20 protein-coding genes are annotated in these 21,997 nt (G+C 43.4%); 8 read left to right on the forward strand and 12 right to left on the reverse strand.

The features are described 5' to 3' along the window. Positions 1-38 precede the first annotated feature (38 nt). From benE to GVV58_RS00415, 8 genes are all read right to left on the reverse strand, one after another. Positions 39-1,253 (reverse strand): benzoate/H(+) symporter BenE, encoded by a 1,215-nt coding sequence (gene benE / locus GVV58_RS00380; RefSeq protein WP_159515747.1) that lies wholly within the window; start codon positions 1,251-1,253, stop codon positions 39-41. Positions 1,254-1,313: 60 nt separating this feature from the next. Continuing rightward, positions 1,314-2,099, reverse strand: coding sequence for a benzoate diol dehydrogenase BenD (gene benD, locus GVV58_RS00385; protein ID WP_100357617.1), 786 nt, complete (start codon positions 2,097-2,099; stop codon positions 1,314-1,316). A 24-nt stretch (positions 2,100-2,123) separates the two neighbouring features. After that, complete coding sequence (gene benC, locus GVV58_RS00390; RefSeq protein WP_100357616.1) at positions 2,124-3,140, reverse strand: benzoate 1,2-dioxygenase electron transfer component BenC; 1,017 nt, start codon at positions 3,138-3,140, stop codon at positions 2,124-2,126. A 90-nt stretch (positions 3,141-3,230) separates the two neighbouring features. Further along, positions 3,231-3,722 carry a benzoate 1,2-dioxygenase small subunit gene (gene benB, locus GVV58_RS00395; protein WP_005096959.1) on the reverse strand — a complete coding sequence of 164 codons (492 nt, stop codon included), beginning with the start codon at positions 3,720-3,722 and terminating at the stop codon, positions 3,231-3,233. Next, the gene (gene benA, locus GVV58_RS00400; RefSeq protein WP_159515748.1) at positions 3,719-5,107 is read right to left on the reverse strand and encodes a benzoate 1,2-dioxygenase large subunit; all 1,389 of its coding nucleotides are present in this window, start codon (positions 5,105-5,107) and stop codon (positions 3,719-3,721) included. Before benA ends, benB begins: the two co-directional genes overlap by 4 nt. Before the next feature lie 74 nt (positions 5,108-5,181). Beyond that, the gene (gene catA, locus GVV58_RS00405) at positions 5,182-6,102 is read right to left on the reverse strand and encodes a catechol 1,2-dioxygenase (RefSeq protein WP_005170822.1); all 921 of its coding nucleotides are present in this window, start codon (positions 6,100-6,102) and stop codon (positions 5,182-5,184) included. A gap of 157 nt (positions 6,103-6,259) precedes the next feature. After that, positions 6,260-6,550, reverse strand: coding sequence for a muconolactone Delta-isomerase (gene catC / locus GVV58_RS00410; protein WP_005170825.1), 291 nt, complete (start codon positions 6,548-6,550; stop codon positions 6,260-6,262). Between the two features lie 15 nt (positions 6,551-6,565). Continuing rightward, positions 6,566-7,675 (reverse strand): muconate/chloromuconate family cycloisomerase, encoded by a 1,110-nt coding sequence (locus GVV58_RS00415; protein ID WP_005170827.1) that lies wholly within the window; start codon positions 7,673-7,675, stop codon positions 6,566-6,568. Between the two features lie 115 nt (positions 7,676-7,790). On the opposite strand from GVV58_RS00415, the gene GVV58_RS00420 reads away from it, so the two are divergent. From GVV58_RS00420 to GVV58_RS00430, 3 genes are all read left to right on the forward strand, one after another. Then, positions 7,791-8,702 (forward strand): LysR family transcriptional regulator, encoded by a 912-nt coding sequence (locus GVV58_RS00420; RefSeq protein ID WP_005096953.1) that lies wholly within the window; start codon positions 7,791-7,793, stop codon positions 8,700-8,702. A gap of 229 nt (positions 8,703-8,931) precedes the next feature. Further along, on the forward strand, positions 8,932-10,305 hold the full coding sequence (locus GVV58_RS00425) for an aromatic acid/H+ symport family MFS transporter (RefSeq protein ID WP_159515749.1): 1,374 nt from the start codon (positions 8,932-8,934) through the stop codon (positions 10,303-10,305). Between the two features lie 108 nt (positions 10,306-10,413). Continuing rightward, positions 10,414-11,736, forward strand: coding sequence for a DcaP family trimeric outer membrane transporter (locus GVV58_RS00430; protein ID WP_159515750.1), 1,323 nt, complete (start codon positions 10,414-10,416; stop codon positions 11,734-11,736). 48 nt (positions 11,737-11,784) lie between these two features. Here GVV58_RS00430 and GVV58_RS00435 read toward each other — a convergent pair whose 3' ends face one another. Beyond that, entirely contained in the window at positions 11,785-13,206 is a 1,422-nt protein-coding gene (locus GVV58_RS00435) for a PLP-dependent aminotransferase family protein (protein ID WP_159515751.1), read from the reverse strand. Between the two features lie 471 nt (positions 13,207-13,677). Here GVV58_RS00435 and GVV58_RS00440 point away from each other — a divergent pair, with 471 nt between their 5' ends. From GVV58_RS00440 to GVV58_RS00460, 4 genes are all read left to right on the forward strand, one after another. Continuing rightward, complete coding sequence (locus tag GVV58_RS00440; RefSeq protein WP_159515752.1) at positions 13,678-15,315, forward strand: long-chain-fatty-acid--CoA ligase; 1,638 nt, start codon at positions 13,678-13,680, stop codon at positions 15,313-15,315. Positions 15,316-15,612: 297 nt separating this feature from the next. Next, complete coding sequence (locus tag GVV58_RS15520; protein WP_005096945.1) at positions 15,613-16,635, forward strand: FAD-binding oxidoreductase; 1,023 nt, start codon at positions 15,613-15,615, stop codon at positions 16,633-16,635. 31 nt (positions 16,636-16,666) lie between these two features. Further along, positions 16,667-17,833 (forward strand): acyl-CoA desaturase, encoded by a 1,167-nt coding sequence (locus tag GVV58_RS00455; protein WP_159515753.1) that lies wholly within the window; start codon positions 16,667-16,669, stop codon positions 17,831-17,833. Between the two features lie 258 nt (positions 17,834-18,091). Next, positions 18,092-18,442 carry a hypothetical protein gene (locus GVV58_RS00460; protein WP_159515754.1) on the forward strand — a complete coding sequence of 117 codons (351 nt, stop codon included), beginning with the start codon at positions 18,092-18,094 and terminating at the stop codon, positions 18,440-18,442. 65 nt (positions 18,443-18,507) lie between these two features. Here GVV58_RS00460 and GVV58_RS00465 read toward each other — a convergent pair whose 3' ends face one another. After that, positions 18,508-19,218, reverse strand: a complete 711-nt coding sequence (locus GVV58_RS00465) for an HAD family phosphatase (protein ID WP_100328603.1) — start codon at positions 19,216-19,218, stop codon at positions 18,508-18,510. Positions 19,219-19,500: 282 nt separating this feature from the next. On the opposite strand from GVV58_RS00465, the gene GVV58_RS00470 reads away from it, so the two are divergent. Beyond that, positions 19,501-20,394 carry a LysR family transcriptional regulator gene (locus tag GVV58_RS00470; protein WP_159515755.1) on the forward strand — a complete coding sequence of 298 codons (894 nt, stop codon included), beginning with the start codon at positions 19,501-19,503 and terminating at the stop codon, positions 20,392-20,394. Here GVV58_RS00470 and GVV58_RS00475 read toward each other — a convergent pair. After that, entirely contained in the window at positions 20,383-21,384 is a 1,002-nt protein-coding gene (locus GVV58_RS00475; RefSeq protein ID WP_005096939.1) for a CmpA/NrtA family ABC transporter substrate-binding protein, read from the reverse strand. The genes GVV58_RS00470 and GVV58_RS00475 overlap by 12 nt on opposite strands. 10 nt (positions 21,385-21,394) lie before the next feature. Further along, the gene (locus GVV58_RS00480) at positions 21,395-21,973 is read right to left on the reverse strand and encodes an ANTAR domain-containing protein (protein WP_159515756.1); all 579 of its coding nucleotides are present in this window, start codon (positions 21,971-21,973) and stop codon (positions 21,395-21,397) included. Between the last annotated feature and the right edge of the window lie 24 nt (positions 21,974-21,997).

Consider the following 21,997-nt stretch of genomic DNA (forward strand, 5'->3'; position numbering starts at 1 on the left):
GGTCCTTTCATATCCTAAACTTATGGATGTCTTTAAACTCATTTTGAATCTGATGCTGCAAGCGAAACAGCGTTACGGTCTTTTTGTGACAATACAAAGTGCGCCACCAAACCAATACAAATCCCCCAAAAGACTGAGCTCAGTCCAAGGAACTGCATACCAGATGCAGTCGCCAAAAATGTGATCAGGGCAGCATCACGTTGTGATTCTTTGCCCATTGCAACGGAAATATTGGTGGCAATTGCACCGAGCAATGCCAGTCCGGCCAGAGCCGCAATTAATTCTTTAGGCATCAGGCTAAAGAGCATGACGATGCTGCCGGCAAATAAACCGCCTAAAATATAGAAAATCCCATTCGCGATACCGGCGATATAACGTTTTTCTTTCAGCTCATGTGCGTCTTTACCCAAACATAAAGCAGCCGTGATTGAGGCCAGTACAATGGTAATACCGCCTACACAGGCCACCGCAAGCGAAGCAATACTGGTCACACTAATAATAGGTTTGGCCGGCATGTCATAACCGCTGAGCTTGATAATGCTCATGCCTGGTAAAAACTGGCCAGAAAGACTGACTAAAATCAACGGTAGTGCCAGATTCAAGGTAGAGTTCCAGGTCCATTCCGGGGCAATAAATTGTGGAATCGCCAAGCTAAAATCAGCGTTCACCGGGTTAATTTTACCCAGTAACAGACTTAAAACCACACCTGCCACCAATACCCAAACCATGGCATAGCGTGGGCTGAAACGCTTGGCCAGTAAAAATACTGCCAGCATGCCAAACACAATGTAGGGCATGGTATCGGTTGCCGTAAACAGACCTAAACCAAACTGCAATAAAATCCCGGCCATCATTCCGGCAGCCACTTCCTGAGGAATCCAGGACAGCAATTTGTCGAAATAACCGGTGATCCCAATGAAAAAAATCACCACGGCAGAGGTGATATAGGCAGCAACCGCTTCATTGAGCGAAATATCAGGAAAAAGCGTGACTAATAAAGCCGTTCCGGGTGCAGACCAGGCAGTCACCACCGGTATTTTGTATTTAATCGATAAGAAAATACCGGCAAGTGCAGCACCAATAGAAATTCCCCAAATCCATGAAATCATCATGTCTGGGGAAACTTGGGCTTGTTGAGCAGCCTGGAAAAAAATGATTAGTGGGCCTGAATAGGAAATCAGTACTGCTAAAAATCCTGCAACAGTTGCTGAAATTGACCAATCATTTTTTAAACTGTGAAACAGGTTATTCATTGGTGATGTGCCTCCTTGCGTCAAACCATGATCCTGTTAAAAAAAAGTCATGATCAGGATTTAGCCCTGATCACCACCACCGACCGGTACGACGGTACCAGTCATATACGATGATTCATCCGAAGCCAGGAATACAATGGCATTCACCTGTTCCTGAATCGTACCGTAGCGACCCATAAAAGTACGGTCAATGGTCTGATCAACCACTTGCTGCATCCAGTCTTTTTCTGATTCAGTCAGCGGATTGGCATTGCGTGGCACTTTACGCGGTGGTGCTTCGGTACCGCCAGTTGCGATCGCATTGACACGAATTCCATCTTTGGCATGTTCAAAGGCGAGGGAAGCGGTCAAACCGTTCACACCACCTTTAGATGCTGAATATGGAACACGGTTAATACCACGTGTGGCAATAGAAGATACGTTTACAATTGTACCTTTCTGATTTTTAATCATTTCTGGAAGAACTGCACGGCAGCACCACAGCGTTGGGAACAGTGAACGGTTCACTTCCTTGATAATTTCCTCTTCAGAAAATTCTTCAAAAGGTTTCATCCAAATCGCGCCGCCAACATTGTTGATCAGGACATCGACACGGCCATAAGTTTGCAGCGCTTTGGCGACAACAGATTCTGCGCCGGCAAAGGTTTCCAGATTGGCTTTGACAGTAATCGCATCACCGCCAGTGGCTTCAATTTCAGCCAGAACTTCCTCTACAAAAGGGGAAAGATCCGCCATGACGACTTGTGCGCCTTCGCTTGCCACTTGCAGCGCTACACCGCGCCCGATGCCTTGGGCAGCACCGGTCACGATCACGACTTTATTTTCAAATCTTTTTGCACGGTTCATTCTATTCTCCGGTTCAGTCTGAACTTAGTTTGCAGAGAATTTTTCAAACAGGAAGTTTGCAGGTTTAACGCCTTCAGCATCTAACCAGCCGCGAACTGCTTCAACCATTGGCACAGGACCACACAGATAAATATCCACATCACCCGCATTGAGCCATTCTTTTTCGATATGACCGGTCACATAGCCTTTACGCTCATGATTAGATTCTGGATTTGCAATCACAGTACGGTATTCGAACCAAGGGAATTTATCTTGCAGCTCATTTAGTTTTTCAATCGCCACCAGGTCAAAATCATTGGTCACACCAAACACCAGACGCACTGGATGTTCTGAACCTTTTTCTTCTAAGACTTGCAGCATCGACATAAACGGCGCGATCCCTGTACCACCCGCCAGCATCAGCACTGGACGGGTCACATTACGCAGGTAGAAGCTACCAAATGGACCCGTGAAAGTCATTTTGTCGCCAGCTTTGGCATTGACGCTTAAAAATTCACTCATTTTACCGTTTGGCACGTTACGTACCACAAACCCGGTTAAACGGTTACCTGGTTTTGAACTGAATGAATAAGAACGGGTTTCAGTCGTTCCCGGGATACCGACATTGACATATTGACCTGCAAGGAAGTGAATGTCTGCCTGACCTTCGTCTAACTGAATATCAAAAGTAATAGTCGAGTCAGATAAGTTCTCTACGCGTGCCAAAGTACCCTGGAAGGCATGAATTTCAGTTTTGCAGACCTCAGAAGATGCCTGGATCTGGAATACTGCATCTGAAGTTGGTTTACATTGACAAGCCAGAATAAAGCCTTCAGCGGCTTCTTCAGGCGTTAATGCATCTTCAATATAAGTTTCTTCAGGCATGTCAAATGAACCTGATTCACAAAACGCACGACACGTTCCACAAGCACCATCACGGCAGTCCAAAGGAATATTGATCTTTTGACGGTAAGCTGCATCCGACAGTGTTTCACCATCTGAAACAGAAATAAAACGTGTAACGCCATCTTCAAATTGAAGTGCAACATTGTGGTTTGACATGGCTGAATATCCTATATAAATCTTTGTAACTGAGCCTTTCAGCCAATTTTCCATCTGACCGAAAGGCATAACCTAGCTGTAAAAACAGTCTTAGAGGTGATAAATGTCGATAACCTGGTTGATGTAATCGTTTTTCAGTACCACGTATTTGCTTAAAATTTGTGGTTTATCGCCTGAGAAATCGATTTCATAACGAGACATACCGAAATAGCTGTAACTTGTTTTGTAACGGAAGCTCAAAGTATTCCAGTTAAAACGTACAGTCACTTTGTCGCCATCACGTTCAACAATTTCAATATTGCTGAGGTTATGGCAGGTACGTGTGTCCGGCATGGTTGCAGATGAACGTTCAGTCTTGATCCGGAACACGCGGTCTTCTAAACCTTGACGATCTGGATAGTAAATCAACGAGATTTCAGACTGCGGATCTGTGGTCAGTTTGTCATCATCATCCCAAGCTGGCATCCAGAAAGACGCAGTAGGGGCATAACAAGTTAACCAGTCATCCCATTGTTCATCATCTAAAAAGCGGGCTTCTTGATACAGGAACTGAGCAATATTTTCTAAAGTGATGTCGCTCATGCGTTTTCTCCTTCAGTTGATGCTGCAATTTCTTTCTCAGTCGCAATACCTTTTTTGATCAATTCTAACCAGTACTGGTGCTGAGACAGGTATAGACCTTCATCTTCAGTTTTAATACCAGACAGTTTTGGTTTTAAACCGATTTCATTGGCAGCATCATCAGGACCTTGAATCCAGTGTTTAGAACCACGGCACATATCGTTCCATTCCAGCGCGATACCGGCATAACCTGCCTGACAAGCACGGAATTCTTCAAGATCGTCTGGTGTCGCCATACCTGAAGCGTTAAAGAAATCTTCATACTGACGGATACGACGGGTACGTGCTTCAGGCTCTTCGCCTACAGGTGCGATACAGTAGATCGTCACTTCAGTTTTATCGACAGAAATCGGGCGCAGGACACGGATTTGTGAACCGAACTGATCCATGAAGTAAACGTTTGGATAGATACACAGGTTACGTGAACGTTCGATCATCCACTTCGCCATGGCTTCGCCATATTGCGCAGTGTATTCATCTTTCTTGGCAAAGTTAGGACGGTCTTCCGGGTTAGCCCATTGAGTCCAAAGCAGCATGTGACCATGTTCAAAGCCGTAAGAACCACCGCCTTGTTTGCCCCATGCGCCTGCGCTCATGGCACGGATGTTGTCGCCAGCTTCTTTTTCTTTACGTTGCTGAGTCGTTGCAGCATAGTTCCAGTGTACAGCAGACACGTGATAACCATCGGCACCGTTTTCAGCAGTTAACTTCCAGTTGCCTTCATAGGTATAAGTTGAAGAACCACGTAATACTTCCAGACCTTGCTCAGACTGACCCACGATCATGTCAATGATTTTGGTTGCTTCACCCAGGTATTCTTCCAGAGAAGGAACATCCGGATTCAAACTACCAAACAGGAAGCCTTTATAGTTTTCAAAGCGCGCTACTTTTTTCAGGTCATGTGAACCGTCTTTATTAAAACAGTCTGAATAACCTGCCTCAGCCGGGTCTTTAACCTTTAATAACTTACCGGAGTTATTGAAAGTCCAGCCATGGAATGGGCAAGTATAGGTCGCTTTATTGCCTTTCTTGTTACGGCACAACTGTGCACCGCGATGCGAACAGGCATTAATCATTGCATTCAGTTCACCTTGACGGTTACGTGCAATGATAATGGGTTGACGACCCATATAAGTGGTATAGAAATCGTTGTTGTTTGGAATCTGGCTTTCATGTGCCAGATAAACCCAGTTGCTTTCAAAGATGTATTTCATCTCTAGGTCAAACAGGGCTTGATCTGTGAATACTGAACGGTGCAGTTTAAATTCACCAGATTCAAAATCATCCACCAGCAATTCGTCAATGCGATCTAAATGGCTGGTGTTAATTACGGGAATACGAGGCATGTCCTTTCTCCGACTTTCCTGGGGGGAAGTCAGCGGGATATATCTTTGAAACATACCCCGCTTCTATAGTTGTATTAAGCGCTAGCGCGGCGACGATCAACTTCAGTCGTTGGTGCAGCAGCTTGTTCTTTGACAAGTTCAATATCGAACTGGATGTGTTTGAAAGGACCTTTTAAGCCACGTTTTGCAATTTCAGCTTCATCAGTCACATCCACCGCAGTTGCCACCAGGCCTTCACGGGTTGCGAATGCAAAGTCATCCCACAGGTACTGGTCGCCTTCGATGTTGAATTGAGTGGTCAGCTTGCGGTAGCCCGGTGCAGATACGAAGTAATGCACATGCGATGGACGGTTACCGTGACGGCCTAATTTGTCCAGTACAAACTGAGTTGTACCTTCTGGAGGGCAGCCATAACCGACCGGCATTGTTGTGAGTGCAACGTATTTGCCGTCTTGGTCACTGAAGATAGAGCGACGTAAGTTGAAATCAGACTGTGACTTATCAAAGAATGAATAGTTCCCTAGGCTGTTGGCATGCCAAATTTCAACTTTAGCGCCTTCGATGATATTGCCTTCAGTATCCGTCACTGTCCCTTCAATGATCAACGTTGGGATTTTGTCTGATTCAGAACCATCATCCATACGTGCAAAGCCAACTGACTCTGGTGCACCTGAGACATAAAGTGGGCCTTCAATGGTACGTGGTGTACCACCGCTAATTCCTGCTTTTGCATCTGCTTCATCAGCACGTAGGTCCAAGTAATGCTCTAGACCCAAACCTGCAGCCAATAGACCTAGCTCGTTTGCTTGGCCTGCATCAGTAAAGTATTCAAGACCTTTCCACAATTCAGTTTGTGAAATATCAAGATCTTCGATCGCCTGGAAAAGATCACCGAGTAAACGTACAGTAATTTGCTGTACACGCTCATCTACAGGACCTGTCGCAGTGTCGACATTCATTTGTTTTACTAATGCATCAATTTCTTGGCGATTCATACTATTACTCCTCAGTATATCTACATTCTTTTATGTGGCGCGCTGTTTAGCTTGCTCTGGCTGGCTAAATCTTGCTGGCCACAATCCTTGTTTGGTTACCCTCTGGTCTTGCTGTGAGAGGGGGAATAACGTTATTCCCCAATTCCCATATTCTTAATTAGCTGTCGTCATCACGAATAGAAGAAGGGTGACGATTCAATGCCATCACTTCGATCTTCATATAGGGATAGAGTGGCAGGCCCTGAAGCAGGCTGTGCAATTCTTCATTGCTTTCAACATCAAAAATACTGATGTTTGAATACTGGCCAGTGATTCGCCAGATATGGCGCCATTTACCCTGACGTTGCAAGTCGTGGGAATAGGCTTTTTCAATGGCCTTGATTTCATTGGCCTGTTCCACTGGCATATCCTGTGGAATGTTCACGTCCATCCGTACATGGAAAAGCATGGGTATCTCCTCGAATTATTGACGACGCAAGTTGTCAATCTTGTTTTCATCCAACTCAATCCCCAGACCAGATCCTTTCGGAATCTCAAGTTCAAAGTTTTGATAGTTGAGTGGGGTTTTCAAAATATCTTCAGTCAGTAGCAAAGGACCAAACAGTTCAGTACCAAAAGCTAATGTTTCAAAGGTTGAAAATACATGTGCCGAAGCAATCGTGCCGACCGGACCTTCCAGCATGGTGCCGCCGTACAGATCGATTCCTGCAAGTTTGGCAATATTTCCGACTTCACAACCTTCGATCAGACCACCTGACTGGGCAACTTTCACTGCAAAAACAGATGAACCGTTTTGTTTTGCAATTTCATAGGCTGAATGTGGGCCCATTAAAGATTCGTCTGCCATGATGGCAATATCAAAACGTCGGGTGAGACGGCGCATTGCATCGAGGTTATCAATCGCACATGGCTGCTCAATCAGATCAACACCGCCGTCTTGCAGCAACTGAATTCCTTTAATGGCGTCTAATTCTGACCAGGCACGGTTGACATCGACACGAATCGAAATGTCTTTGCCCAGGGCTTTTTTAATCGCCAGCACATGCTCAACATCTTCTTCAACTGGACGGGAACCAATTTTGAGTTTGAAAATGTTATGGCGTTTTGCTGCAATCATTTTTTCTGCTTCAGCAATATCTTTTTCTGTATTGCCTGAAGCCAAGACCCAAAGCACTGGAATACTGTCACGTAAGCGGCCACCTAAGACTTCACTGAGCGGCTGCTGCATGCGCTGTGCCTGAATATCTAGCAGGGCAGTCTGAATCGCGCATTTGGCAAAACGGTTACCATTAATATTCTTTTTGATCGCTTGTAATGTTTGTGCAACATTTAAACCGGATAATGTCTTTAAAAGGGGGGCGAAATAAGTTTCAATATTGACTTTAACGCTTTCCGGGCTTTCATCACCATAACCTAAGCCGCCGATCGTCGTTGCCTCACCCCAACCGATATAACCATCTTCAGTGGTGATTTTAACTAAGACCAGGGTCTGGGTTTGCATCGTCGCCACAGCCATCTTGTGAGGGCGAATGGTCGGGATTTCTACCAGCAAGGTTTCAACTGACTTATACATAATACGGATTCACATTCTTGCTTTAATGCTTCGATTTGATATACCTTAAAAGAATAATGTTGATTGGTCTAAGATCGATTTAGCATTTTTTTATACTTTAAAGGTATTCTAGATCATGGAACTTAGACATTTACGCTATTTTGTTGCAGTGGTAGAAGAGCAAAGTTTTACTAAAGCGGCAGAAAAACTATTTATTGCTCAGCCTCCTTTAAGCAGACAGATCCAAAACCTTGAAGCAGAGCTGGATATTCAGTTATTTGAGCGTGGTAGCCGTCCATTGAAGACCACAGAAGCAGGTCAGTTCTTCTATCAGCACGCTGTTAAACTTTTGTCTAATGCGGAAGAAATTAAGTCGATGACCAAGCGCATCGGCATTGCAGATCGCACCATTACCATCGGTTTTGTTGGTTCTTTATTGTTCGGTTTGCTGTCGCGTATTCTGTTTTTGTTTAAACAGCAGCATCCTTATCTCAAAATCGAGATGATGGAAATGAATACTTATGAACAGATTCAGGCCCTCAAAGAAGGCCGTATAGATGTCGGTTTTGGCCGCTTAAGAATCTCGGATCCGGCCATAAAACGAGTGTTGTTGCGTGAAGAGCGCTTGGTGGTGGCAGCACATGCCAGTCATGTCCTTGCTCAACGCGAGAGCCTGCATTTATCTGAACTGGTCGATCAGCAGTTGTTTTTATATCCGAATACGGGAAAGGCTAATTTTGCCACCCAGGTGCGCGGCATATTTTCTGAGTATGGATTAGAGCCTAAAAATCTGCGGATTGTACGCGAATTGCAGCTGGCACTCGGTTTTGTAGCGGCGGGAGAGGGTGTTTGTATCGCGCCGGAAAGTGCACAAAATATTAAATTGGCCCATCTCAACTTTATACCTTTAGCAGATGCATTTGCTGTGAGTCCTGTATTTATGGCCATGCGTAATATGGATGAAAGTGAATATATCCGCTACCTATTTGATGCTGTCTATCAAGTCTATGATCTTGAAGCATTAAAGTATGATCGTTCGGTGTTTTAAGTCCAATCAATTATCTCAAGAGGCACAGCAATCAGCAGCTCTTGGCAAGTTTATCGGCCTATGTTAAAAAATATTCCACGATTCAATAATATATTTTTTAATTAATTTAAATGCTTAGCCTGAATCAGACTTTATAGGTATAAAGACATGCCTATTCAGTTTTGGACATTATTCTGCATCTTCTTCATTGTGGCTTTCATAAATTGAACTTCACAATCTGGAGGTGGAGATGTCTACAAATAAAGTGAATATAAATACGCTGATTGATGAAGCAAAGTTCACGCCCTTTCACTGGGGCGTGCTGATCTGGTGTTTGCTGATCATTATTTTTGATGGCTATGATCTGGTGATCTATGGGGTCGCCTTGCCTCTGTTGATGCAAGAATGGTCATTAACTACAGTGCAAGCCGGGATGCTGGCCAGTACCGCATTATTTGGCATGATGTTTGGTGCCATGACTTTTGGAACCTTGTCCGATAAGTTAGGTCGTAAAAAAACCATCATGATGTGCGTGGCTATTTTTAGTGGATTCACATTCATCGGTGCTTTTGCGACATCACCGGTCGAATTCGGAATCTTACGTTTCCTTGCCGGCTTAGGGATTGGCGGGGTTATGCCGAACGTGGTGGCCTTGATGACCGAATATGCGCCTAAGCGTATCCGCAGTACTTTGGTGGCCTTAATGTTTAGTGGCTATGCAATTGGCGGTATGACCTCTGCGCTGTTAGGTGCATGGCTGGTGCCACAATATGGCTGGAAAATCATGTTCTTGTTAGCCGGTATTCCACTGTTACTTTTGCCAATTCTTTGGAAATACTTGCCAGAATCGCTGATGTACTTGACCAACAAGCAACAGACTGCACAAGCAAATGATATTATTCAAAAAATATCTCCGACACAGGTTATTACCAGTGACACCCAGTTTGTACTGAATGAAGTACAAAAAGGCGATGAAGCCCCATTAAAAGCACTATTTCAACAAGGTCGCAGCTTCAGTACCTTCATGTTCTGGCTGGCGTTCTTTATGTGCCTATTAATGGTCTATGCCTTGGGAAGCTGGTTACCTAAACTGATGATTCAGGCCGGTTACTCGCTAGGTGCCAGTATGATCTTCCTGTTCGCATTAAATATTGGGGGGATGGTCGGTGCAATTGGCGGTGGTTATCTGGCAGATCGTTTCCACATCAAAAAAGTCCTCACGATCATGTTCTTATGCGGAGCAATCGCCCTGATCTTGCTTGGCTTTAACAGTCCGCAGTTTGTGCTCTATACCCTGATTGCTGTAGCAGGTGCTGCAACGATTGGCTCGCAAATTCTACTCTATACCTTTGTTGCACAATATTATCCATCGACTGTACGTTCTACAGGCATGGGCTGGGCATCAGGTATTGGACGTATTGGTGCGATTGTTGGTCCGGTATTGACTGGTGCTTTATTAACCATGAATTTACCGCATCAAATGAACTTCTTTGCTATTGCGATTCCTGGTGTGATTGCTGCACTTGCGATTTTCCTGGTCAACTTAAAGACATCAGTAGATGCGCAAGCCCTTGCAAGATCTAGCATGAAGCCAAATCCTGTGGCTGAGAACGCGACCCAATAAGTTAAACTTCAATTAATCAATATAATATCGTCAATGATATAGATCGCCATCGTAACGGGTGGTGATCTGTTGCTAGAATCGAAACGCATAATAAAAAGCGAGTTTAGGATGAACACGACACAATTATTTAATCAACCAACAATCACATTCAAGCGCACAGTTCTGATGAGCATGATGGCAATGAGTTTAGGGGGCATCAGCTTATCGACTCAAGCACAAACCTCCACTCAGTCGAATCAGCAGGAAATTGAACAACTGCGCCAGGAAGTTCAGGCCTTACGCGCACTGGTTGAACAACAGCAAAGACAGACGGCTGTGGTCACTGCACATGTTGCAGCAACACCCGCTCCAGCAAGCAAACCTGTCATGAAAATTGCCAGTGGTGCCGAATTTAATCTTTACGGAAATGTCCGAGCCGATGCCTCTTATCAGGTAGAGGGAACCAGTCGAGATTTGCCATACAACCATATTAATGCTGTGGCATTAGAAGGAAATAATGAAAATAGTGATCGTTTAAGATCAACACTTTCTGCTACCCGCTTAGGAATGGACTTCAAAGCACCTGTCGGCGCTGGGGACAAAGCCCTGAGTGGTAAAGTTGAAGTAGACTTTCTGGGCGGTGCAAGCTTTGATAATTTACGTATCCGCCATGCTTATATCAGCTATGCCAACTGGTTAATTGGTCAAACCTGGTCAAACTTTGCGGTACCAGATTATATTCCAGAAACTGTAGATGCACTGGTTTATGCTGGCGGTTCAATTAAACGGACTCCACAAGTTCGTCATACCAGCACCTTCAGCCCGGCTACCAATCTGGTACTGGCGGTAGAAGATCCAAAAGATGGTTCTATTAAGCAGCGTCTACCTGCTTTAACAGCACGGTTAAATCATAAATTTGCTGATAATCTTACCGTTAGTGCGCGTGCCATGGGCCATGAAAAACGTATCAATGAAGATGAAGAAATGGCGTGGGGTGTGGGTCTGGGAACAAAATATGAAGTTGTACCGGGTACCACTTTAAAAGCGGATTATTATCATGTTAAAGGCGATAGCAGCTTTGTTTCTTTTGCCAATACAGGTGTTGTTGCAGCAGGTGGAAATCTTTACCAAAGTGAATTTGACTCGATTACAGTAGGTATTACCCAGCAGTTTAATGACAAATTGCGCGGTACATTAGGTTATGGTTATATGAATTTTGACCAAGATAATGGCTATCTTACTGCCGTGAATACAAGTACAGTTAACAAAGATCTGTGGCAGGCTTGGGCAAACGTTTTCTATAGCCCAACCAAACCTTTAAGTTTCGGTCTGGAATATATTTATGGTGAACGCGAAGCATATGGGCCTGCATTAAATACTGATGGTGACGTAATTAGTGGTCGTACAGGTGAAGACAACCGAATCAATGCGGTTGCGATTTACAACTTCTAAGACTTCTTTCAATGAGAGAGTCTGATCTGTAACAGAAGCGTGGATGAATTAATCCGCGCTTTTGCTCTTTTGAAGCATGGTTTCTGCCAGCAGATTGACTGCATCTTCAATCTTGGCTGTCCATTCAAACGAACAGTTCAGCCGAATATAATGTTGGCTGGCAGGCTCAGGCTTAAACAGCAGTGCAGGGGCAATTGAAATATGCTGCTGAAGCAATTGTTCATAGAGCTGCTGGGCATCGACTTCTTTAGGCAACTCAATCCAGAGGAAATAACCACTGGAATAATAATAAATTTCACAGACGGCGCCTAAACGTGCTTTAAGTTCCTGATAAAATTTCTTTTTATATTTTTCCAGATGCTGCCTTAAATGTCGTAAATGTTTTTCATAATGATGATGCGAAATAAATTCTACCAGCGTGTTCTGGAGTAAGGGACTGACCGTTAAAGTGCTCATGAGCTGCAAATGCTGAATGGCATCGGAAAATGGACCGGCATAGACCCAACCGACGCGTGCGCCCATGCCTAGTGTTTTGGAAAATGAAGCACAGTGCAGCACCATCTGATGCTGGTCAAAATATTTAACCGGTAGCGGTTTGGATGAACCATAATTCAATTCCTGATAAACATCATCTTCGATTAAATAGACCTGATATTCATACAAAAGTTCAGCAATTCTCTGTTTAATTTCCGAACTAACAGTAAAGCCAATCGGATTATGCGCGTTCAGCATTAGCCAGCACACCTTGATCGGATACTGTTTCAAAGCCTGTTCAAATGATGCCAGATCAAAACCGAATTGCGGATGCTCAGGGATAGTAATCACCTGTAGCCCCAAACGCTCGGCTGCCTGCCAGGCCCCATAAAATATGGTTTGTTGCAGCAGGATAAAATCACCGGGTTGGGTCAATGCCTGTAAAGACAGATTCAGTGCTTCTAGTGCACCGGATGTAATGACAATGTCATCTGCATGGCAAGCAATGCCTTGCAACTGGTAACGATTGGCAATCAGTTGGCGTAAATCCTGATTGCCAGGCGGCATATGATTCTGGTTGTTATAACTGCTTTTTCTTTTGGCCTGCTGCGCCAGAATCTGCATAAATTTGGCGTTATATAACAGCTCTGCATTGGGAAATGCGGAACCAAAAGGCACAATTTCTGCTGCTTGGATCGATTTTAAATAATTAAATACCACAGAGTTGATTTGAACTTTTGGGCTTAAACTAATCTGGATTGGTTGTTTGCTGTTGACCAGATCTGTAGAACGCTCTGCAACGTAATAGCCGGATTTATCTCTGGCATAAACCAGACCTTGCGCTTCAAGTTCCTGATAAGCATTGAGTACCGTCATCAGGCTATAGCCAGACAATTGGGTCTGTTCGCGGAGTGAAGGTAATTTTTCATGTACCCTCCATACGCCGTTTTCAATCATCTGACGGATATTCTGCGCCAGTTTTTCAGACTTATACATACACTTGCTTGAACTAAGACTGTTCTAATTATTTTGATTTATAGCATATTTCAAGATGCTCAATATAACAAATTAAGGTTAATGTGGTTGTCAGTCTATTTTCAAGCTGGCGTTCTATCGATCTGCTGTACTGTTCTTCTAAGATCAGTATCCAAGTAAATATTTCCATTCAAATGGGATGGTTGTATTAATCGGGTCGACATGAACTCAATACATGATCATTAAATTGAATATCAGGTCTCAACCTTTCTAGGGAAATTCTCTACCTCTCCATCAATCGTATTCTAATTTTTATACGCCTGAGTCACTTCTCTTAATTTGTCACAATTCGATACTTACAAATTCAGATTTACTTGCTAAATTCAGTCCACATGATGATAAAAACTATGTCACGGTCTTAGACCGAACCATCATGTATATATAACAACGATACGAATACACGGACCAATAACAAGCACAAAGGAGTGGACAATGCTCGGAAATATGATGTTTCAGCCTTTACTGATCAGCAGCATGATTGAACATGCAGGGCGCTATCATGCCGATACCGAGGTAATTTCCAAAAATACCGACACCAGCATTAAGGTAACCAACTGGGGCAAAATTCATCAAAACTCGAAACGTTTTGCCAAGGTATTGCAACAACTCGGCTTGGAACAGGGAGATCGGGTTGCCACCATTGCCTGGAATAATCATCGCCATTTAGAGTCCTGGTATGCTATTTCTGGCAGCGGTCTGGTCTGTCATACCATTAATCCGCGCCTGTTTCCGGAGCAGCTGATTTTTATTATGAATGATGCTGCAGATCGTGTGGTCATCTTTGATAAAACATTTGTACCTTTAATCAAGGCGGTAAAACCGCTGCTGACCTCAGTCGAGCATTTTATCTGTCTGGATGCTGCCGATCCGAGCGTCACTGAAGCCATTCCAGAAGTGCAATTTTATGATGATCTGATTGCCAGTCAAAACACAGAATTTGAATGGCCAGTCATTGATGAAAACTCAGCCAGTTCACTGTGCTATACATCAGGAACCACGGGCAACCCTAAAGGCGTGCTATATAGCCACCGCTCTACTGTATTACATAGCTATGCCATCATTTTACCGGACTCACTAAATGTCTCGGCTGCCGATATTATGTTGCCAGTGGTGCCGATGTTCCATGTGAATGCATGGGGTACGCCATACGCGGCGGCCATGGTGGGATGCACACTGGTACTGCCGGGGCCAGGTCTGGATGGTGCCAGTCTGGTGAATCTGATTGATACTTATAAAGTTTCAGTGGCGCTTGGCGTGCCAACCATCTGGCAGGGTTTGATTGCCGCAGCAACACAGTCAGGATCTAAACTAGACAGTTTAAAACGTAATGTAGTCGGCGGTTCGGCCTGTCCACCGGCAATGTTACGAACTTTCAAGGAACAGTTTAATTGTGAAACGATTCACGCTTGGGGCATGACCGAGACCAGTCCGCTGGGGACTGCCAATCAGCTCAAGACCAAACATTTGCAGCTATCAGATGAAGAAAAACAGCAGATTCGGTTGACCCAAGGCCGTCCGCCATTCGGAGTAGATCTGCGTTTGACCGATGCAGAAAAAGGGACACATGAAATTGAACGTGATGGACATACCACAGGAAATTTACAGGTGAAAGGGCATTGGGTCATCAATCATTATTTTGGCAAGGAGGAATCAGCGCTGACTGCTGATAGCTGGTTTGATACCGGTGATATTGCCACCTTGAATCAAGATGGTTTTATGAAACTCAGTGACCGTTCCAAAGATTTAATCAAGTCTGGCGGCGAATGGATTTCATCGGTGGATCTGGAAAATATTGCCATGGGACATCCGGAAATTGCGATGGCGGCGGTGATTGCCGCCCAGCATCCAAAGTGGGATGAACGTCCGGTATTGATTGCAATTAAAAAATCGGACAGTCAGCTGAGTGAGACAGAGCTACTCGATTATTATGCTGATAAAGTCGCTAAATGGCAGGTTCCAGACAGAGTGGTTTTTGTAGACTCAATTCCACTAAGTGGAACTGGAAAGATGCTGAAAAAAGATTTGCGGGAACTCTATGGCGCTATTCTCATGGAACAAGCAGCAGGCTAGAGTTTTACATTGAATCTGATAATCAAAGTGAATGATTGAAACTGACTTCTATACAGGAGTCAGTTTTTTATATAGAGTTAGCAGAATTAACAGATATAAAAATCCCTTTTTCTAAAAAACTACAGTTTCAGCAGATGCTTTTGCTTCATATTGTCCGACAAAAAGCTCTATTATGTTTGATAAGCACATAATTTGACCTGTATTGATATGGTCTGAATTATAAAACACTTTATGCTGACAACATAATAAATAGACAGTTGTACATTAATATTACTGTCTGCGGATAAGGGGATAAAAATGACAAGTATGCCGACCTATCAGCCGCATTGGGTGCGTGAAGATTTCATTGATTTTATTGGTGAAAAAATCCATCCAACCTGGGCATTTAAAAAAGTTAAAGCGGCCATTATGGGCATTCAGGCCATCAGTCCTGACTTTTTCAAGATTCACTTGCGCCCGAATCATAATTTTAAAGCCAGGTCATTTCAGGCTGGCCAGCATATTGCAGTAACAATAAGACTCGATGGTGTACGTCATCAGCGATATTATTCTGTGGTGACGGTATTAAAAAATGGTGATCTGATTATTGCGGTGAAACAGCAAGGCAAAGTGTCACGCGCCTTGAGTCAGATGCAAATCGGGGCTGTCATTGAAATTTCGCAGCCGCAAGGTGACTTTATACTGCAAAACTCTAGCCAGCCAACCTTATTTCTGGCATCCGGCAGTGGTATTACTGCAATATATTCCTTGCTGCAAAAAGCAGTGATCCAGTCCCTGGAACAGATCGACCTGATTTATTTTACTCGCGATGATGCCTTTCATGCTGAATTGAAAACCCTGGCTTTAATGCATCCAAACTTGAAATATCATCATTTTAATACACGGGAACAGCAACAGCATCTGAATCAAAGATTATTGCAAAAACTGGTGCCAGATGTTGCAGAACGAAAAATATATGCCTGTGGCTCTGCTGGGATGATGAAGGCTGCACTTAGAATTGTAGAAAAACTGGATTTGAAATCCAATTTTCATTCGGAATATTTCCAGATTGTGGTCGATGAAAAAATTAAGGCGCAGCCAGTACAGTTTTTAAGATCGCAGCAAGTGTTTCAGGCTCAGTCCAACTTGCTGGAAAGCGCTGAAAATTCAGGCCTGCGTCCTGCTCATGGTTGCCGGATGGGAATCTGTAATACCTGTTCCTGTACCAAAGTCAGTGGCTCGGTGCGTAATGTCCTGACCGGTGAGGTTGATCATGGCAATAACACCCAGATTAAACTTTGTATTTCCCAGGCGATGAGTCCAGTCGTTATTAATTTATAAGCCAGTATTAAACGAATAAAAAGGTGCTCCCATGAATATGCAAATTGATTTTAAACGACACAGTAAGTCGCAATTTCTCAGTCCTGAACAGATTGAGGAGTTTGGTGCTAAAGTCGATGCGATCCGCCGCGAGGTCATGGACGATCTGGGTGAAAAAGACGCCAATTATATTTATAAAATCCGTAATTTTGTCCGTTATAGCGAAATTGCATCCCGAGGCATGTTGATGTTTGCTGGCTGGTTGCCACCGGTTTGGCTGGCAGGGACAGGGCTGCTTGGCATCTCCAAAATTGTGGAAAATATGGAGCTGGGACATAATGTCATGCACGGTCAGTTCGACTGGATGAATGATCCGACCCTAAACGGAACCACCTATGACTGGGATACGATTTCCACAGGAGATGACTGGAAATATACCCATAACTATATTCATCATACCTATACCAATATTGTCGGGATGGATCATGATGTCGGTTATGGCCTGATTCGGGTCAGTGAATCCCAAAAATGGGAACCACGTTTCCTGTTGAATATTCCACTGGGCATGCAGTTAATGGTGTTTTTTGAATGGTATGTCGGCCTGCAACGCTTGCATCTGGAAGATGTGATTGCCTATAAAACCAAAACCTGGAAAGAAGTTTGGAAAGAAGCGGCTCCACTGCGTCAAAAAATGCGCCGTCAGGTGTTAAAAGATTATGTATTTTTTCCAGTGATTGCTGGCCCGAATGCCATTCCTGTGTTTGCCGGAAATGCTGTAGCCAATGTAATTCGTAGTCTGTGGGCGTCTGCGGTGATTTTTAATGGTCATTTTACGGAAGATGCTGAAACTTTTGAGATGGACAATACCGACAATGAAACCCGTGCTGAGTGGTATTTACGCCAGGTTCGTGGTTCGAGTAATTTTACCGGGACGGACTGGCTGCATATTTTGAGTGGTAATTTGAGCCATCAGATTGAACATCATCTATTTCCGGACATGCCAGCCAATCGCTATGCGCAGGTGGCGCCGAAAGTAAAAGCGCTGTGTGCTGAATATGGCATTCATTATAATGAAGCGAGCTTTATAAAACAGTTTTCTACTGTTTGGGTGCGTCTGGCCAAATGTTCATTGCCGAATCACTGGACTGCACAGATTATTGAAAAAACCCACTCTGCTAAATCTGTATTGAGCCACTTTAAATCCAAAATCATGCCCTAATTTTTAATGTGTGGTATTCACCCGTTTGCTACGCCTCAATAGATTTACATGGTCTATTGAGGCCTTTTTTGCTTTTTTGTCGTTTTAGTAGAAATTGAATCATCCATTTTTATGAATGAAGTATGGAGAGATATTTCAAAAAAATCACCAAAGAAAAACAGATACGGTACTGCTGAAACGCTTTGCCTACAACAACCTGCTTAAGCTCTAGAGGGTTGTCCCTATAATGGCCGCGTTGTCACAATCAAGGTCTCAGTTTTGAAATATCTTCAATTTTTTTCAGGCATCTCATTATTACTGCTTTTAACTGCTTGTAACCTCACAGAAGCACCAGCTCCAGATTATCAAGGAAACTGGAAAAATACGCTGGAAAATCCAAAACTTGAAAATGTATTGGTCATTTCGAAAAATGGTGAAAATTACTTCATTACCAACACCATAAAAGACAAAGAAACTGGTAAAATCGAAGAGAAAAATCCGATGCCGGCAGCAGTGAGCAAAAATGGCTTACTTCAGTTAAATGCAGGTGCAGGTATGGTTGATTTTGCAATCGATGAAAAAACAGGAAATCTGGTCGGTTCAGGCTCAGTCTATGAGAAAGCCAAATAACGTTTTCTTCTCAGGTCAGAGATCTGCAGAAAAATGTCATGAAACACAATATTCATGGCATTTTTTTATTGGGCTAAACTTAATAACTCAGCAAAATCTTCTGCGAAATAATTTACTTTGGCCTTGATCAAATCTATTTCATGAACAGAGTATTGATCATAAACTGCAATCACATCGACTCCTGCATTGTTGGCCGCTTCAACGCCAATTAATGAATCCTCAATAATCAGGCAATCTGCGGCTTGCACCTGAAAATGCTGAAGGACATTGAAATAGACTTCAGGATGTGGCTTGATGTTCTGCACATTTTCACGGGTCAATAGCAGGGCAAAGTCATCATTAAAGCTGATTTTTTTGTTAATGTTTTGATTATTGTCCTGATAACGCTGCACATTGAACAAACTGGTCGTTGTGGTCAGGGCGATCTGAATCCCTTGTTGTTTCAGGGCTTGAATGAACCGTTCAGCATGTGGTTTTAGCTCGACCACATGATCGAGAAAATGCCGTGAAATTGCATAACGGCGGTTTTTTACTTCTTCTTTATTCGGCGCAAATCCATAAAGCGCTTTTAAATAAGCACAATATTCCAGATAGGGATCCGGCCGATGTTTAAATTTTTTGAGCTGAAGATCGCGCTGTTGCTGGATCTGCCTTAAGTCGACTTCAATATTTGCCAACTCCTGAATCAGTGCAGCATCGACCTGATTCCAGACTCCCACGGAATCAATCAAGGTGCCATCCAAATCAAAACACACCAACTTTTTGCCTTGGAACATAAGATATTTCTCTTAATTTGCATCGTTAATTCTGTGGGCTTGAGTATATAGCATGAAGCTTGCGTGTTTAAGTTGACCAAGGAAAAACAGAAGTGCATATTTACAACAGAAGTACTTGTAACGAGGTTCCACATCAGAGAAAAGTAATTTTTAACACCACATGGAAATTGACTGATCCTAGAAATCGTTGCAAAGTGTTATATTTGAACATTGGCAATTGATAAAATGATGTCGATGATATCTTCGTCAAAATTATTAGAAAGTTAAAGGAAATGTGTTTCTGTGTTTGAACTTGACTGTAAATTGCTCAGTATTTTTTATTATGTCTATAAATTTAAAAACGTATCTCAGGCAGCTGATCATTTAGACATGAGCCAGCCAGCGGTGAGCAATCTGCTGAATAAAATTCGTCAGCATTATGGTGATCCTTTATTTTTACGTATTGGCAATGAAATGCTGCCGACAGATTTATCTAAGCAGTTGTTTCCATTGGTCAGTGAAGCACTCAGTAAAGTTGAAGCGATTAATAATTTCACCATCAATTTTGATCAGGTCACTTCACAGCAACGTTTTACACTGGCGATGACCGATGTATCGCATCTGGTGTTATTGCCAAAAATTTCACAGTATCTCAAGCAGCATGCATCATATATCCGCCTGAATGTGCGTCCGATTACCTCGGAAACCAGTTACCAGATGGCCAATGGCGAGATTGATCTGGCTTTGGGCTTCTTGCCAAATCTGGAGAATGGCTTTTATCAGCAGAAACTGTTTGAACAGTATTATGTGGTGATCGCAGCGAAAGACCATCCGCGACTAACGGGTGACAGCATCACGACCGAAGAGTATTTACGTGAAACCCATATCGATATTGATGCCGGGATGGGGCATTACCATATTGAAAATGAATTGCTGAATCTGGAACTCAAGCGCGACATCCTTATGCGTCTGCCTAGCTATTTAGGCGTGGGACTGGTGGTACAGGAAACCGATGCGATTGCGACCGTGCCTTATTATTTGAGTGAAGTTTTATTATCACGTGGCAATCTCAAGATTTTTGGGGCACCGATTGCTTTCCCGACCTATTCTGTAAAGCAGTATTGGCATATGTCCTGTCATCATAAAACCAGTCATCAATGGCTACGCAATATGTTGCATGAAATCTTAAGCAAATAGCATTTCAGCATACATGCATTGTGCTGCAATCTGCTTTTTCTCTATCTCAGAGATTTCGACACCATCCCATTTTTCAATCTGCTCGATTAACCAGATAAAATCGGCAAGCTGCGGTTTCGCACTTGCACCAACAAGATTGCGGATGATGTTTTGAATTTTATGATAGTCACAGACATGACGCTGTGCAGAGCATTCAAACTGGATAATCTGATAATCAACCAGCATGTCCCAAACTTGGGACAGATCAGCACGCTGTTTTAAATCCGTTTGGGCTTTTTGGACAGCATTGACCAAAGCCTTCACCGTGCATGGATGTAATTCTGCCCATTCCTGAGTCATGGCCAGAACCTTGTCGGCAACTTTAGGAATGACATTCTGGCTTGCAGCGACAATTAAACTATAGCCTTCAAGCTTGGCCTGAATATTCCAGGGTTCTCCCACACAAAAGCCATCAAAGACCTGTTCCGAGATTCCTTTTACCATCGAAGCTGGTGGTGAGGTCATGAGCTGAATCTTGTGGGCAATATTGACATCTGTCAGGGCTAACCATTCTTTTATACAATAATGATGAATTGAGTGCTTATAGACATAGGCCAGATTCATTTTCTGCTGTTGTTGCAAGGCCTGCACCAGTTTTTGAGAACTGCTTTTTTCATCATCTTCTGCATCAATTCCCAATTCATGACACAGATCTTGACGCAGGCTGATAAAAGCCTGATTCATGCTCAGTACCAACGGGGTTTGCAAAGCCACCTGTAACTGGTCTGTACCCAGAGCAGCAGCAGGTAGCATGGCGGACAAACAATGCGCAGCGTCCAGAAAGCCATAGGCCAGACGGTCTCTTAAACTGGACCAGGAGGCCTCGCGGATTAAATTGATGGTTAATCCTTGCTCGGCAAAATAACCCTGTTTTTCGGCCCAGAGAATGGCCACACAATCAAGCAAAGGAATATAGCCAATATTGAGTTCAGTTTTTTCTAATGTGGACATATGCTTTTCCTTATTGGCCCAATAACAGCTTCTGTGCATCGAGCAGGCGTCTGGCCATTTCACCAATGGTAATCCGGTGACTCATGGCATTTTTACGTAATAAGGCAAAGGCCTGTTCTTCAGATAATGCATGCAGCTGGATCAGCAATGCTTTGGCTTTATCGATATCTTTACGGTCAATCAGCTTGTCTTGGGTTTCTTTTAAATCGTTCAGCAGCTTTTTATGCTTGCGGAACTGTTCAATTGATATTTCCAGAATGCTTTCTAATTTGCTGGGATCAATACCATCGACAATATAAGCCGTGATCCCGGCATCAATCGCACTTTTGATGGTGTCTTTATTGGAGTTTTGGGTAAACAGTACGGTAGGAAGTTCATATTGGCTGACACAGCTTTCAATAATATCCCGATGTGGATGATCCATATTTAGCAGAATCACATCTGCATGAATACCCTTAACATGTACCATATTCAGGTCATTCAGGATTAAACAGGCCACCACCTGAAAATCATGTGAAAGTAAGGATTCCTGGATGAATTGGGCGCGCTCCAGATCATCATCAATAAGAGCAATTCGTAATTTAGACATGGAATATTTTCAAGTAAGGCCTAA

Origin of the sequence: Acinetobacter sp. 18QD2AZ41W (assembly GCF_009829025.1) — a bacterium.
GTDB classification, from domain to species: Bacteria; Pseudomonadota; Gammaproteobacteria; order Pseudomonadales; family Moraxellaceae; genus Acinetobacter; species Acinetobacter pseudolwoffii.